Below are 14,337 nucleotides of genomic sequence, written 5' to 3' on the forward strand. Positions count from 1 at the left end.
GGCGTCCACCATGGGGACCGGTGGTGAGGTGACCACACAGGGGCCGATACCATCGCAGGACAAGGCAGAGAGCGGACGCGACGCGAACTCTCCGCCACCCCCAGAAGCCGACCGGAGGGACCCCAAGCGCGTGAGTGAGCGGACGGAAGGGCCGAGTGTCCTCGACGACATCCTCGACGGGGTGCGCGCCGACCTCGCCGCACGTCAGCAGGCCGTCTCCATGGACGAGCTCAAGCAGCGGGCCGAGCGGGCGCAGCCGCCCAGAGACGCGATGGCCGCGCTCGGGGGTGACCGGATCTCGGTGATCGCCGAGGTCAAGCGCTCCAGCCCGTCGAAGGGCGCGCTCGCCGCGATCGCCGACCCGGCGGCGCTGGCGGCCGACTACGAGGCGGGTGGCGCCCACGTCATCAGCGTGCTGACCGAGCGGCGCAAGTTCGGCGGCAGCCTCGAAGACCTGGCCGCGGTGCGCGCCCGGGTCGACATCCCGATCCTGCGCAAAGACTTCATCCTCACCTCCTACCAGCTCTGGGAGGCCCGCGCCCACGGCGCGGACCTGGCGCTGCTCATGGTGGTCTGCCTGGAGCAGGAAGCCCTGGTGTCGCTGATCGAGCGGGCCGAGTCGATCGGGCTCACCCCGCTGGTCGAGGTGCACACCGAGGAGGAGCTCGAGCGGGCAGTGGCCGCCGGCGCCCGGGTCATCGGGGTCAACGCGCGCAATCTGAAGACACTCCAGGTCAACCGCGATGTCTTCGCGAAGCTGGCGCCGAAGATCCCCGATAATGTGATCAAGATCGCCGAGTCGGGCGTGCGCGGCCCGCACGACCTGCTCGCCTACGCCCGTGGCGGCGCCGACGCCGTCCTGGTGGGGGAGAGCCTGGTCACCGGCAAGGACCCGCGCAAGGCTGTGGAGGCGTTGGTGACCGCCGGCGCCCATCCGTCGACGCGCCCCGACCACTCAGCAGAGGGATAGCAGTGGCAAACGAAGGCTCCATCCTGACCGCCGCCGACCTGGCGGGCAACGGCGCGGCCGGCGACGACCCCGACGTGCACGGCAAGTTCGGCATCTTCGGCGGGCGCTACGTGCCCGAGGCGCTCATCCCGGCGCTCGACGAGGTGGCCGCGGTCTACGAGAAGGCAAAGAACGACGCGCAGTTCCTGCGCGAGTTCAATCACCTGCTGCGCACGTACGCGGGCCGGCCCACCACGCTGACCGACGTGGCGCGCTTCAGCGAGCAGGCCGGTGGCGCCAGGATCGTGCTCAAGCGGGAAGACCTCACCCACACCGGCGCCCACAAGATCAACAACGTGCTGGGCCAGGCGCTGCTGACCAAGCGGCTGGGCAAGAAGCGCGTGATCGCCGAGACCGGCGCGGGCCAGCACGGCGTGGCCACCGCCACCGCCGCGGCCCTGCTCGGCCTGGAGTGCGTCATCTACATGGGCGCGGTCGACTGCGAGCGCCAGGCGCTCAACGTGGCCAGGATGAAGCTGCTCGGCGCCACCGTGGTGCCGGTGACCAACGGCTCCCAGACGCTGAAGGACGCCATCAACGAGGCCTTCCGCGACTGGGTGACCAACGTCGACAGCACCCACTACCTGTTCGGCACGGTCGCGGGGCCGCACCCGTTCCCCGAGATCGTGCGCGACTTCGCGCGCATCATCGGCGTCGAGGCCCGCCGCCAGATGCTGGAGCTGACCGGCAGCCTGCCCGACGCGGTGTGCGCGGCGGTCGGCGGCGGCAGCAACGCGATCGGCATCTTCCACGCCTTCATCGGCGACAAGGACGTGGCGCTGCACGGCTACGAGGCCGCCGGCCACGGCCTGGAGAGCGGCGAGCACGCGCTCACCCTCACCGCGGGGTCGGTCGGCGTGCTGCACGGCTCGCGCACCTACGTGCTGCAGGACGACGAGGGCCAGACCATCGAGTCCCACTCCATCTCGGCCGGGCTCGACTACCCGGGCGTCGGCCCGGAGCACGCCTGGCTGAAGGACTCCGGCCGGGCCACCTACCACGGCGTCACCGACGACCAGGCGATGGCCGCGTTCTCGCTGCTGGCCAGGACCGAGGGCATCATCCCGGCCATCGAGTCCTCCCACGCCCTGGCGGGCGCGCTGGAGCTGGGCCGCGAGCTCGGCCCCGAGGCGACCATCCTGGTCAACCTCTCCGGCCGGGGCGACAAGGACATGGGCACGGCGATGAAATACTTCAACCTCTGACACCGTGGATCGCCGACGGCCTGCGCCGGGCCGGTCGAGCGTCCGCGACACACCTGCGTCTGACCGGCGCGGGGAATTCTGGGGCGGGTGCGCGGCAGGGCATCATGGTGAGACTCGACCTTCGAAACGGACAGACATGACGACTCTTCAGACGGTTTTCGCCAAGGCGAAGGCGGACAACCGGGCCGCGCTCGTCGGCTACCTGCCCGCCGGCTTCCCCACCAAGGAAGGCGCGATCTCCGCCGCCGCGGCCTTGGTGGAGGCCGGCTGCGACGTCATCGAGATCGGCCTGCCCTATTCCGACCCGCTCATGGACGGGCCGACGATCCAGGACGCCGTGCACAGGTCGCTGACCAACGGCACGCGCATCGCCGACGTGTTCCGCACCGTCGAGGGCGTCGCCGCCACCGGTGCCGCCACGCTCGTCATGACGTACTGGAACCCGATCGACAAATACGGCGTCGACCGGTTCGCGCGCGACCTGGCCAGCGCGGGCGGCGTGGGCACCATCACGCCCGACCTGACGCCCGAGGAGTCCGAGCCGTGGCGGGCGGCGTCCGCGGCGGCGGGCATCGACACGGTGTTCCTGGTCGCGCCCAGCTCCACCGAGCAGCGCATAAAGGCGGTCGTCGACTGCTGCACCGGCTTCGTCTACGCGGCCTCCCTGATGGGCGTCACCGGCGCCAGGGAGAGCGTCAACGTCGCCGCCGAGGGCCTGGTCCAGCGCACCCGGGCGCACACCGACCTGCCGGTGTGCGTGGGCCTCGGGGTCGGCACGGGCGCGCAGGCGGCCGAGGTGGCGGCCTACGCCGACGGCGTCATCGTGGGCTCGGCGTTCATCCGCCGCATCCTCGACGCCCCCGACGAGGCCGCGGGCCGGGCGTCCATCGGGGTCCTGGCCAGGGAGATGGCCCAGGGCGTGCGCCGCTAGGCGCCGTCCCTCCGGAGCGCGGTTCCCCATGGTGGGGGGCCGCGCTTAATGCTTTTTGTCAGGAAAAATGCGGGGATTGTAGAAATCTGACGCGAAAGTCCATGGCGTGCGAGTCCGCCGCGGGTGATGATCGGGGCTCCCGAGCGGTGTGACGCATGACCCCGGAAGGACACCTATGCGTCCCGTAATCCTCGCAGCGGTCCTCGCGCTCGCGGCCACGGCCATGGCCGCCCCGGCAGTCGCGGAAAGGCCGGGCGCCGATCCGCCCTCTCCCGAGCCGGCGCCGACTCCGACGTACGAGCTGCCCTCGCCCGAGCCCTCACCCACCGGCCCGCCGCCCCCGAGCCCCACCGCGCAGGACCTGCCGCCGCGGCCCGCGCGCGTGGCCGAGCCGATCGCGATCTCGTCGGCGGACTTACGCGTGGAGCTGGACCCGGCGTTCCCGCGCGTCCTGGGTTACACCGACCGGGCGAGCGGCGCCACGCTGGGCGGCAGCACGGGGGTGCCCGCCGTCGTGCTGAACGGCCAGGCCAGGGCCGCCGACGTCACGCTGACCGGGAACGACGCCGCCACGGCCCGCTACCGGCTGGCGTTCGGCGACGGGGTCGTGCTGGAGGCCGGCATCGGCGTCCGGGGCAGGGTGACGACGTTCTCGATCGACAGGGTGACCGACACCGAGGCGTTCCGGGTGCACACCATCGACCTGCCGGGGCACGACCTGGTGTCCGTGTCGAGCGCGCAGCCGGGCGCGGCCACCGCGTTCACCCGCCTGGACCCGAACTCGACCCGCACCGCCGACGTCTTCGCCCAGGTCACGGCGGGTACGGCGGCGGACCCGGCGCCGGTCGGAACGACGTACGCGATCGTCAACACCGACCGGCTGGCCGCCGCCGTCGAGTCGAACTCCACCTACGACCGCCCCTCGGGCGTGACGGACCGCGACGCCGCCCGGCTCTGGCACCAGGCCAGGAAGGACCCCGACGGCACGGTACGGGTGGGCGTCTGGAGCGGCCAGTGGACCCACCGGGCGACGGGCGCGCCGTTCACCGAGGAGCGGCCCTGGGCGAAGGTCGTGCTCACGCCCGACGCCAACGGCGACGGCACGCTCGACTGGCAGGACGGCGCGATCGCGTTCCGGAGCATCGGCGTGCGGGCCCCGGGCGCGGAGCAGACCAAGGACCGGGTGGTGACCCACATCCCGTTCAACTTCTCCAGCCAGGCCACGCACCCGTTCCTGCGCACGCTCGACGACGTCAAGCGCATCTCGCTGGCCACCGACGGGCTCGGGCAGCTGGCGCTGCTCAAGGGCTACCAGTCCGAGGGCCACGACGCCGCGCACCCCGACTACGGCGGCAACTACAACCGCCGCGCCGGCGGCCTGAAGGACCTGAACGCGCTGCTCGACGCCGGCCGGGGGTGGAACGCCACGTTCGGCGTGCACGTCAACGCCACCGAGGCCTACCCCGAGGCCAGGAACTTCGACGAGCGGCTGGTGAACAAGGACGCCAAGGGCTGGAACTGGCTCGACCAGGCATACCTGATCGACCAGCGCGGCGACCTGACGCGGGGCACCCTCGCGCGCAGGTTCCGGCAGCTGCGCGAGGAGACCGGCAGGAACCTCGCGGTGCTGTACGTGGACGTGTTCCGGCCGTACGGCTGGGTCGCCGACCGCACGCTGGCGGAGCTGCGCGCGCAGGGCTGGCAGGTGACCACCGAGTGGTCGGACAAGCTGGAACGCTCGTCGCTGTGGGCGCACTGGGCCAACGACCTCAACTATGGCGGGGTCACCAACAAGGGGCTGAACTCTCAGATCATCAGATTCGCCCGCAACCACGAGAAGGACGTCTGGAACGCCCATCCCATCCTCGGCAACGCCCGCATCGTCGAGTTCGAGGGCTGGACGGCGGAGAACGACTTCACCGCCTTCTACCGCAACATCTGGGAGCACAACCTGCCGGTCAAGTTCCTGCAGCAGCAGAAGATCATGGACTGGAACGCCGACGAGATCGTGTTCACCGGGGGCGTGCGCGGCACGTACCGGAACGGCAAGCGCGAGCTGTTCGCCGGCGGGCGCAAGGTGCTCGACGGCGGGATGTACCTGCTGCCGTGGAAGGGCAGGCTCTACCACTACAACCCGGCCGGCGGCGAGACGACGTGGGAGGCCGACCGGGCGATGACCGTGTACGCGCTCACCGACCAGGGCCGCGTCCAGGTGGGCACGGTCACGCCGGCCGGCGGCAGGATCACCCTGCGGGCCGAGCCGGGCGTGCCTTACGTGCTCTATCCCGGCAGGGCGCCCCGGCCGGCCGAGCCGGGCTGGGGCCAGGGGAGCGGCCTGCGCGACCCGGGCTTCAACGGCGACCGCCTCGACGGCTGGAGCGTCAGCGGGCCCGTCAGCGTCGAGCGCGACGAGCTGGGCCGGCGGGTGGCGCTGCTCGGCTCCGGCGCGCGGGCACGGATCGAGCAGCCGCTGCGGGGCCTGCGGCCGGGCCGGACCTACACCGCCTCGGCGTTCGTCGAGGTGGAGCCCGGCAGGACGCGCGCGACCACCCTGGAGGCGGGCGGGCAGGAGGTGACGGTGCTGCGCTCCACGGCCAGGAACTACATCGCCTCCGACGAGAAGCACGACACCTACTTCCAGCGGATGAAGGTGACGTTCACCGCGTCCGGCCGGGCGGCCATGCTGCGGATCACGGCCGCAGACACGGATGGGGACACGGGTGGGGACGTGCGGGTGGACGACGTGCGCGTGTTCGAGCGGGAGCCGGGCGGCGCGGTGGAGACGTTCGAGTCGGTGGAGCCCGGGTGGGGGCCGTTCGTGAAGGGGGACGCGGGCGGGTCGTTCGACGCGCGTACGCACCTGTCCGAGCGGCACGAGCCGTACACGCAGGCCGGGTGGAACGGCAAGACGGTGGACGACGTGCTGAACGGCGACTGGTCGCTGAAGGCGCACGAGGAGCGGCAGGGGCTGATCTACCGGACGCTGCCGCACACGGCGCGGTTCGAGCCGGGGCACGCGTACGAGGTGTCGTTCAGCTACCAGAACGCGCTGGCCGGCACCTACCAGTGGGTCACCGGCTACGACAAGGGCGGCGCCGCCGTCGAGACCCGGCGCACGCCGATCCCCGAGCGGCGCACCACCACCCGGTTCACCGAGCGGGTCGTGGCCGGGTGCGGCGACGTCTGGGTCGGGCTGCGCTCGCTGCGGCCCGAGCTGGCGGGGGCCGACTTCGTCCTCGACGACTTCGCCGTCACCGACCTCGGCGCCACGCCGGAGGGGCAGGCGTGCGGGTCGCTGGACCTGGTGCCCGCCTCGGAGGCGTTCGAGCAGGGGGCGGCCAACGAGGTCACCACCACGTTCACGAACCTGGAGGAGGTGGCGGTCCAGGACGTCGCGGTGCGGCTGGAGGCGCCGGAGGGGTGGACCGTGGAGGGCGACGGCGGTGGCTCGGTGGAGCCCGGTGGGGAGCTCACCACGACGTGGCGGGGGACGCCGCCCGCCGACGCGCCGTACGGCACGTACGAGCTCGCCGCCACCGCCGGCTACACCGTCGGCGGGGCGGCCAGGACGCTGACCGCCACGACGTCCGTGCGCACGCTGCCGCCCCCGCCCGCCGCCGACGCGTACGCGAGCGACCTGGAGTGGGTCGCGGCCGACAACGGCTGGGGCCCGGTGGAGCGCGACCGGTCCAACGGCGACACCGGACCGGCCGACGGCGGGCCCATCGTGATCGGCGGTCGGGCGTTCGACAAGGGGCTCGGCACGCATGCGCCGGCCAAAGTGCGTTTCTACCTGGGCGGGCGGTGTACGAACTTCACGGCCTTCGTCGGTGTTGACGACGTGCAGGCGACGCGGGGATCCGTGGAGTTCGCCGTGGTGGCCGACGGCGTGGAGCGGGCGCGCAGCCCGGTGCTGCGGGCCGCCGACGCGGCGTACGAGCTGAGCGCCGACCTGACCGGCGCCCGGTACGTGGACCTCGTGGCCGGCGACGCGGGGGACGGCAACGGCAACGACCACGCGGACTGGGGCGAGGCCCGGCTCAGCTGTGCCTGAGCTCGGCGTACAGCGGGGACCAGCGGCTGTACACGCCGGTGGGCACCAGGTAGACGTTGATGACGACCTGCATCAGCAGCAGCCAGACGACGTACTGGGCGGTGTTGATGCCGGGCACGGCGTCCACCGGCAGGGTGTAGGCGATCACGACCCGCACCACGGCGTCCACCAGCAGGCCGACGCCGTAGATGACGCTCACCACGCGCCAGATGCGGCGGAAGGCCGGCAGCCGCTCCCACAGCACGTCCCACGACTCGCGGTTGGGCCCGATCCGGCCCTCCAGCAGGAAGCGGGTGAACACGAACGCCAGCGGCCGCTCACCGCGCGCGCTGGCCAGGAACCACAGGCCCGCGACCGCCGTGAACCAGCCGTCCTTGGCCAGCAGTAACCGGGCGTCTTGGACGAGCACGGAGGTGGCGGCGCTGGCCAGCATCATGACCGTCATGTACAGGCCCAGCCGGTCCGGCCGGCGGCGGCGTACGAGGTCGGAGACCACGCTGAGGCCCGGGATGAACGAGCTGACCACCAGCGCGGTGTGGGACTCGACGCCGGCGGCGCGCAGCACGTAGTAGAGGCCCATCGGCAGCCCGATGTCGATCGCCAGCGTGGCCAGCCCTCTCAGCCGGGTGCTCATGCGCGCGTCGCCCTGGCGAACAGTGCGGCCAGCTCCTCGGCGTACTCGTCGAGGTCGGCGTCGGGGTCGGCCTCCAGCAGGAATGGCAGCCCGTCCAGCGAGCGCTGGACCGCCATGGCCATCACCCGGGTGTTGAACCGCCCGAACTCCCCGCTTTCCTGCCCCCAGGCCAGCAGCCGCTCGATGTGCGACAGAGCCGAAAGGTTGGTGGCCGCGTCCTGCGCCGACGAGCCGCCCTCCGGCCGGAAGTTGAGGAAGATCTCCGTGGCCGCGCGCATCTCGGCGCGGTGGTCCCTGATGTACTCCACCAGCGACCGGATGTAGGTCTCCAGCGCTGCGCCGGGCGTCGTCCGCGCGCTCACCCGCCGGCTCATGAACGCCGACAGGTCCCCGTAGATCGAGGTGATGGCATGACCCATCAGGTCGTCCTTGCCGTCGAAGTGGTACGAGATCAGCCGCGTGCTGCTGAGCCCGGCCCGCTCGGCTATCCGGGCGAAGGACGCCTGGTGGTAGCCGAGTTCGGCGATAGTCGCGATGGTCGCTGCCACGATCTGCGCCCGCCGGGCGGCAGTCGTAACCGACTCGTCCCTTTTTACTTGCATAAGTAATTTTTAACTTAAGCGAGTAAAAGTGGCAACTCTCCCAGCTCGGCGACGGAATCCTGCCTTAGCTGATGCTTATCCCAGGCGTGATCGGATGAGATCCCGGTACTGTGCGCCTCCCGGCGCAGAGACAGAGGAGAACACTTGTGACCGCGTCACAACAGTCACTCAAAGCGACGTCAGCGGTACCCTGGGTGACGACCGCTGCCCGGCTCGTGCTGGGCGGGGTGCTGATCGTGGCGGGCGCGCTCAAGATCGGCAACCCGGCCGACTCCGTCGTGGCGGTCAAGGCTTACCAGTTGCTGCCCGAATCGATCGCCGTCGCGGTGGGCTACGCCCTGCCGATCCTGGAGATCGTGGTCGGCGTGCTGCTGGTCGTCGGTCTGCTGACCAGGGTGGCCGCGGTGATCGCGGGGCTGCTCATGTTCGCGTTCGTGTTCGGCATCGCCTGGGCGTGGGCGAACGGGTTGCGGATCGACTGCGGCTGCTTCGGCGGCGGTGGCCAGCTGGGGGCGGGACAGGAGCCGACCTACCTGCTCGACATCCTGCGCGACTTCGGCCTCGTGCTGCTCGGCGCCTGGGCCGCGCGTTTCCCGCCGGGCCGCTTCGCGCTCGACGGAGCCCTCGGCCTCGGGGGCGACACTGGAGATGAGGAGGAGGACGACTGATGAGCAAGGGCGAACGTACGAAGACGAAGTCTCAGACGGCGCGCGAGAAGATCAAGGAGCAGCAGGCCGCCGCACGGGCCCGCGACAAGCGCAAGCGCGTGGTGACCTACGTGACCGCCGGCGTGGTCGCGGTGGCCGCGGTCGGGGCGGGCTGGTGGTATGCCGCCAGCACCTCGCGCCCGGAGGAGGCCTCCACGGCCCTCGCGCCGATCGCCGTGCAGCCCGACGGCACCGCCGTGATGGCCAAGGCCGGGGTCACCGCGCCCGTCGTGGACATCTACGAGGACTTCCAGTGCCCGGCCTGCAAGGAGCTGGAGCGGGTCAGCGGCCAGACCTTCAAGAACCTCGCCGCCGAGGGCAAGGCCAAGGTCGTCTTCCACCCGATCACGATCTTCTCGCAGGAGCCTACCAAGTCCAACTCCGTGCGCGCGGGCGCGGCGAGCCGGTGCGTCGCGGACGGCAAGCAGTGGCTGGCCTTCCACGACCTGCTCTTCAAGAACCAGCCCTCGGAGACCGCGGAGGGCTTCCTGCCCGACCAGCTCAAGCAGTGGGGCAAGGAGGCCGGGGTGACCGCTCCGGGCTTCGACGAGTGCGTCACGTCGCAGAAGCACGCTCAGGCGCAGCTGTCGTACAGCAAGAAGGTCAGCGACGAGCAGAAGCTCACCCACACGCCGACGGTGAAACTGAACGGTACAGAAATCGACAATCAGGTACTGTTCAGCCCGTCGCAACTGCGCGATGAGATTACGGAGGCGGCTAAGTAGGCTCGCTTCCGCTACCCTCACCTGACATGCCCCTTGCCTCGATTCCCAGCCCTGCCGAAGGGGTCTGGTATCTCGGAATCATCCCGATCCGGGCTTATGCGCTATGCATCGTGCTCGGCGTCATCGTCGCCGTCTGGCTGAGCGAGCGGCGCTGGCGCGCTCGCGGTGGCCAGAAGGGGACGATCATTGACATCGCGGTCCCCGCGGTCATCTTCGGCCTGATCGGCGGCCGCCTCTACCACGTCATCACCGACTGGCAGACCTACTTCGGCGACCGCGCGATCAAGGAGCCCTACAAGGCGCTGTACATCTGGGAGGGCGGCCTCGGCATCTGGGGCGCGATCTCGCTCGGCGCCGTCGGCGTGTGGCTGTACGTGCGCAAGCGCGGCATCTCCATGAGCGCCATGGCCGACACGGTCGCGCCCGGCATCGCCTTCGCGCAGGCCATCGGCCGCTGGGGCAACTGGTTCAACCAGGAGCTGTACGGTTCGCCGACCACGCTGCCCTGGGGCCTGGAGATCGACGTCGACCACGGCGGCGAGCCCGGCGTCCTCTACCACCCGACGTTCCTGTACGAGTCGCTCTGGGACGTGGCGCTGGGCTTCGCGCTCATCTTCCTCGGCCGCCGCCTCACGCTGCGCCACGGACGGCTGTTCGCCCTCTACGTCGCGGGCTACACACTCGGCCGCTTCTGGATCGAGGGGCTGCGCATCGACCCGGTGGGCGGCGTCGACCACGCGGTGGAGTTCCTCGGGCTGCGGATCAACCAGTGGACCTCGATCGTGCTGTTCGTCGGCGCGCTGGTGTTCTTCTGGGCGACCCGGAACAAGACGGGCGTGGAGGTCGTGGTGCCGCCGTCGGAGGGTGGGCCCGGCACGGAGGTCGTCGATCCGGCGCACTCGTCCGGCCAGGCCGACCCCGGCACGGGCGAGTCCTCGGACGACGCCTCGTCGGAGAAGGCGTCATCGGACACCGGGGAGGGCCCGGCTTCCGAACCCGGGGAGACTTCGGTCCCCGAACCTGGGGAGACTTCGGTCCCCGATCCCGGGGAGCCGAAGGGCGAGACCTCCGAGGCGGAGGCCCTGGAGGTCGAGAAGCCGGCGGCCGAGGAGCAGAAGGCCGCCTCCGGAGACTCCGCGGACTCCGATGAGCCCGCGGAGCTTTCCGACCCCGAACCCGTGACGAAGGAGAAGAACACGCGATGAGCGGTCGCGCGGAGGCCCACCACCGTCATCGTGACGTCACCGGGGGCTGGTTGCGGCCATCGGTGTTCGGCGCGATGGACGGCCTGGTGTCGAACTTCGCGCTGATCGCGGGCGTCGCGGGTGGCACCGCCAACACCAAGGTCGTCGCACTGGGCGGCGTCGCCGGGCTCGCCGCCGGGGCGCTGTCCATGGCGGGCGGCGAGTACGTCTCGGTGGCCAGCCAGCGCGAGCTCGCCCAGGCCGAGATCGCCGTCGAGCGGCGCGAGCTGGCCCGCCATCCCGAGGACGAGCAGGCGGAGCTGGCCCAGACCTTCGTCGACAAGGGCGTGTCGTCCGACCTGGCCGCCGAGGTGGCCAGGCAGATCTCCCGGAACCCTGACCGGGCGCTGGAGGTCCACTCGCGCAACGAGCTCGGGGTCGTCCCGGGCGAGTTGCCGTCGCCGATGGTGGCCGCGGTCTCGTCGTTCCTGTCGTTCGCGGTCGGGGCGGTGCTGCCGCTGGTGCCGTACCTGTTCGGGGCCCGGGAGCTGGTGGTGTCGGCTGCGGTTTCGTGCGTGGCGCTGTTCGTGGCGGGCGCGCTGGTCTCGGCCGTGACGGCGCGTAGCTGGTGGTACTCAGGGGTGCGCCAGCTCGTGGTGGGGGCGGTGGCGGCGGCGGTCACGTTCGCCGTCGGGAACCTGATCGGGGCGGCGGGGCTGTGATGGCCCGGAGAAGAGCCACGCCCGGCTCCAACGGCGGGCGCACTGGCGGGAACACGGACGCGACCGGCCGCGGCCGAGGCAGCCATGCGGCCCCCGGCACCGACGGTGGTGGCCGGCGGGCGGATGGCGCCGGATGGCAGGCCGAGGGCAGGGATGCCGCCGGTTGGCAGGCCACGGGCAGGGACGGCGGCGGTCAGGCTGCCGGGACCGATGGCGGTGGCTGGCCCTCGCAGGGCGGCCGATCCTCCGCAGGCGCCGATGACGGCGGTTGGGCCGGGCGGCGTGCCGCCGGCAGCGGCCGGGCCGCCGCAGGTGCCGACGGCGGTGGCCGGCAGTCTGCGGGCGCGCAGTCTGGGGGCGCGGATGGCGCCGGCTGGCAGGCCGCCGGCGCTGACGGCGGCAACTGGGCTCTGGGCGGTTCCGAGAACGGCGGCTGGTCCGGTGCTGCCCGGGAAACGCCCGGTGCGGAACAGCCGGCGGCCGGCGGAGAGCGGGCCAGGCGATCGACGGGCAGCCGTAGCAGCCGCAGGGCGGCCCGCGCCCGCGGCAGCCGGCCCGCGGAGCCGGCCAGTAGCGGTGACTGGCAAGCTGCCGGGTCGGCCGGCGGCGATTGGCAGGCGGCCGTGTCTGGCAGGGGTGATCGGCAAGCTGCCGGGTCGGTCGGTGGTGACTGGCAGGCGGCCGGGTCGGAGGCTGGTGGTCAGCAGGCGGGCGGCCTCGAGGACCATGGCCGGCGGGCGGAAGGGCGTGGCCGGAAGCCGGAGGACTCCCGTAAACGGGGCCGGAAGGCGTTCGGCGGTGGGCGGCGGTCGGCGGAGGACTCCGACGCAGGCGAGTGGCCCGCCGGTGAGCTGGGCCTGGGGATCGATAACGGGCGTGGCGGAGGCGACGCCGACGAAGGAGGACAGGGGCCGGCGGCCGCGTCTCGCAAGCGGCGCCGTACCCCTCGCTCCGACTGGCAGTTCCCGCTGCTCACCGACTGGGGCTTCCGGCCCGACCAGCAACGGCTGCTCGTCATCATCACCAGCGTCGTCGGCGCGATCGCCGCCGTCGTGGGGCTGGTGGCGGTCGTGGGCTCGCTCGGCACCTACACGCCCGAGCGGGAGGCCAGCGCCGCCGTGCTCGGTCCCAACGCGGCCGTGCCCCAGGTGTTCCGCGGCTGGGGCTCGCCCAAGCTGTTCGACCCCGTGACCGAACGGACCAAGGACGGCAAGGCGCTGACCGAGAAAGAGGTGTTCGGCCAGAGTGAGCTGGCCGTCTCCAAGAAGCTCAAGCTCAAGCTCGTCGCCAAGCAGCTCGACGCCGACTGCTCGGCGGCGTTGTGGGGTGGGGTCCTCCTCGAGCAGGTGTCGGACGCCGGATGCACCCAGGCCGCCCGTGGTCTGTACGCCAGCTCCGACGGCCGCTACATCGGCCAGTACACGCTACTCAACCTCAAGGACGGCCAGTCGGCCGCCGAGCTGGTCGAGTCATTGAAGACGCTTTACCGAGGCGGATGGGCGCGACCCTTGTCCTCCACCAAGGCCGCCTTCCCGGCCGGCGGCTACTCGGAGGCGGGCGGTTACGCCCTCGGCCACTACGTCGGGCTGGTGTGGCTCGGCAAGGTGGACGGCACCGAGCCCACGGCCAGGGACGACTTCGTCTCGCTCACGCTGGTCCTGCGCGGGGCGGAGAAGGCCGTCTACCGTCGCGTCGTCTCGATCACGGGGCCGTCCTCCTGATGTCCCGGCGCGTGCTTCTCCCGATCGTGTTCGCCGGCGTGGCGGTCGTCGCCGTGGCGGGCTGGTTGTGGCTGCGCGGCGAGGATCCCCGCCCGGCCGCCTTCCACGCCGAGCCCACCTCCGCCTTCTACGCGGCCATCCAAACCCGCCAGAACGACGCCGCCCCGCTGACCCTGCAGGAGGTCTTCACCCCGGCAGCCCGGAGCCTGGGCAGCCTGACCCTGGAGGCGACGCGCGAGTTCACCGAGTGCGACGAGGTGCTCTGGGGCGCCACGGCGGCCGGTTGCACGCAGGCGCTGCAGGCGACGTACAGGGGCGGCTCCATGGTGGGCCAGTTCGTCATCTTCAACCTCGGCGACGGGCGGGCGGCCGACGCGCTGGTGGCGGCCCTGCGCAAGGACGGGTTCGTACGGCAGGAGGTCGCGTTCGACCCCGCCGGGAGCCGGGCCCAGGCCCGCGCCATGGGGCACTACGTGACGGTGAGCTGGGTCGGAGGGCCCGCTCCCGCGCAGGACCTGGTCACCGCGCTCGTGGCGCTGGACGGCCTCGGCCGGGTGGTTCAGGGCCGCATCGTCGCCGCAACCTGACCACACCACCGGCCCGATCGTCAAGCGGGGGGTCGCCGGGCGTGCTCGGGCGTCCGTGCGCATCGCGGGGCGGGTTCGCTGTCACATGGCACCGATGGCGGGTCCTGAGGGCAATTGGTGAGGGCTTCCAGCGGTCGGCGCACCAGGCTGCGGGCCAGGCGTGGGCGCTGCCGCGCAGGACCGGGCCAGCGTGGGCGGGCCGTTCGCCTCACGGAACCCTGTGGAGTTGCCGGGGCGGGGACCAGGTCGTGGCCCG

At 71.8% G+C, this 14,337-nt stretch carries 12 protein-coding genes; 10 read left to right on the forward strand and 2 right to left on the reverse strand.

Features of this window, described 5'->3' with window-relative positions:
• Positions 1-130 precede the first annotated feature (130 nt).
• From trpC to AB0J69_RS19050, 4 genes are all read left to right on the forward strand, one after another.
• Positions 131-970 carry an indole-3-glycerol phosphate synthase TrpC gene (gene trpC / locus AB0J69_RS19035; RefSeq protein WP_364118520.1) on the forward strand — a complete coding sequence of 280 codons (840 nt, stop codon included), beginning with the start codon at positions 131-133 and terminating at the stop codon, positions 968-970.
• Between the two features lie 38 nt (positions 971-1,008).
• The gene (gene trpB / locus AB0J69_RS19040) at positions 1,009-2,214 is read left to right on the forward strand and encodes a tryptophan synthase subunit beta (protein ID WP_364118658.1); all 1,206 of its coding nucleotides are present in this window, start codon (positions 1,009-1,011) and stop codon (positions 2,212-2,214) included.
• A gap of 136 nt (positions 2,215-2,350) precedes the next feature.
• Entirely contained in the window at positions 2,351-3,145 is a 795-nt protein-coding gene (trpA, locus tag AB0J69_RS19045) for a tryptophan synthase subunit alpha (RefSeq protein ID WP_364118522.1), read from the forward strand.
• A gap of 175 nt (positions 3,146-3,320) precedes the next feature.
• On the forward strand, positions 3,321-7,199 hold the full coding sequence (locus AB0J69_RS19050; protein WP_364118523.1) for an endo-alpha-N-acetylgalactosaminidase family protein: 3,879 nt from the start codon (positions 3,321-3,323) through the stop codon (positions 7,197-7,199).
• Here AB0J69_RS19050 and AB0J69_RS19055 read toward each other — a convergent pair.
• Positions 7,186-7,833 (reverse strand): VC0807 family protein, encoded by a 648-nt coding sequence (locus tag AB0J69_RS19055; RefSeq protein ID WP_364118525.1) that lies wholly within the window; start codon positions 7,831-7,833, stop codon positions 7,186-7,188. The two genes, AB0J69_RS19050 and AB0J69_RS19055, sit on opposite strands and share 14 nt — an antisense overlap.
• Complete coding sequence (locus AB0J69_RS19060) at positions 7,830-8,381, reverse strand: TetR/AcrR family transcriptional regulator (RefSeq protein ID WP_364118527.1); 552 nt, start codon at positions 8,379-8,381, stop codon at positions 7,830-7,832. The genes AB0J69_RS19055 and AB0J69_RS19060 overlap by 4 nt, the downstream gene beginning before the upstream one ends.
• A gap of 248 nt (positions 8,382-8,629) precedes the next feature.
• On the opposite strand from AB0J69_RS19060, the gene AB0J69_RS19065 reads away from it, so the two are divergent.
• From AB0J69_RS19065 to AB0J69_RS19090, 6 genes are all read left to right on the forward strand, one after another.
• The gene (locus tag AB0J69_RS19065; protein ID WP_364118529.1) at positions 8,630-9,103 is read left to right on the forward strand and encodes a MauE/DoxX family redox-associated membrane protein; all 474 of its coding nucleotides are present in this window, start codon (positions 8,630-8,632) and stop codon (positions 9,101-9,103) included.
• Positions 9,103-9,867, forward strand: coding sequence for a thioredoxin domain-containing protein (locus AB0J69_RS19070; RefSeq protein ID WP_364118530.1), 765 nt, complete (start codon positions 9,103-9,105; stop codon positions 9,865-9,867). The genes AB0J69_RS19065 and AB0J69_RS19070 overlap by 1 nt, the downstream gene beginning before the upstream one ends.
• A 26-nt stretch (positions 9,868-9,893) precedes the next feature.
• A complete protein-coding gene (gene lgt, locus AB0J69_RS19075) occupies positions 9,894-11,072 on the forward strand; it encodes a prolipoprotein diacylglyceryl transferase (protein ID WP_364118532.1) in 1,179 nt (392 codons plus the stop codon).
• Entirely contained in the window at positions 11,069-11,773 is a 705-nt protein-coding gene (locus AB0J69_RS19080) for a VIT1/CCC1 transporter family protein (RefSeq protein WP_364118534.1), read from the forward strand. Before lgt ends, AB0J69_RS19080 begins: the two co-directional genes overlap by 4 nt.
• Before the next feature lie 623 nt (positions 11,774-12,396).
• Positions 12,397-13,494, forward strand: a complete 1,098-nt coding sequence (locus AB0J69_RS19085; RefSeq protein ID WP_364118536.1) for a hypothetical protein — start codon at positions 12,397-12,399, stop codon at positions 13,492-13,494.
• Between the two features lie 11 nt (positions 13,495-13,505).
• Positions 13,506-14,081 carry a hypothetical protein gene (locus AB0J69_RS19090; RefSeq protein ID WP_364118538.1) on the forward strand — a complete coding sequence of 192 codons (576 nt, stop codon included), beginning with the start codon at positions 13,506-13,508 and terminating at the stop codon, positions 14,079-14,081.
• Positions 14,082-14,337 lie beyond the last annotated feature (256 nt).

It is taken from the genome of Nonomuraea sp. NPDC049709 (assembly GCF_040674815.1).
In the GTDB taxonomy this organism is placed as follows: domain Bacteria; phylum Actinomycetota; class Actinomycetes; order Streptosporangiales; family Streptosporangiaceae; genus Nonomuraea.

Excerpts from the sequence above, each read along its gene's own strand:
- AB0J69_RS19055 (WP_364118525.1), bottom strand. The coding sequence starts at position 7,833 with ATGAGCACCCGGCTGAGAGGGCTGGCCACGCTGGCGATCGACATCGGG.
- lgt (WP_364118532.1), top strand. The coding sequence starts at position 9,894 with ATGCCCCTTGCCTCGATTCCCAGCCCTGCCGAAGGGGTCTGGTATCTC.
- AB0J69_RS19080 (WP_364118534.1), top strand. The coding sequence starts at position 11,069 with ATGAGCGGTCGCGCGGAGGCCCACCACCGTCATCGTGACGTCACCGGG.
- AB0J69_RS19070 (WP_364118530.1), top strand. The coding sequence starts at position 9,103 with ATGAGCAAGGGCGAACGTACGAAGACGAAGTCTCAGACGGCGCGCGAG.
- AB0J69_RS19050 (WP_364118523.1), top strand. The coding sequence starts at position 3,321 with ATGCGTCCCGTAATCCTCGCAGCGGTCCTCGCGCTCGCGGCCACGGCC.
- trpA (WP_364118522.1), top strand. The coding sequence starts at position 2,351 with ATGACGACTCTTCAGACGGTTTTCGCCAAGGCGAAGGCGGACAACCGG.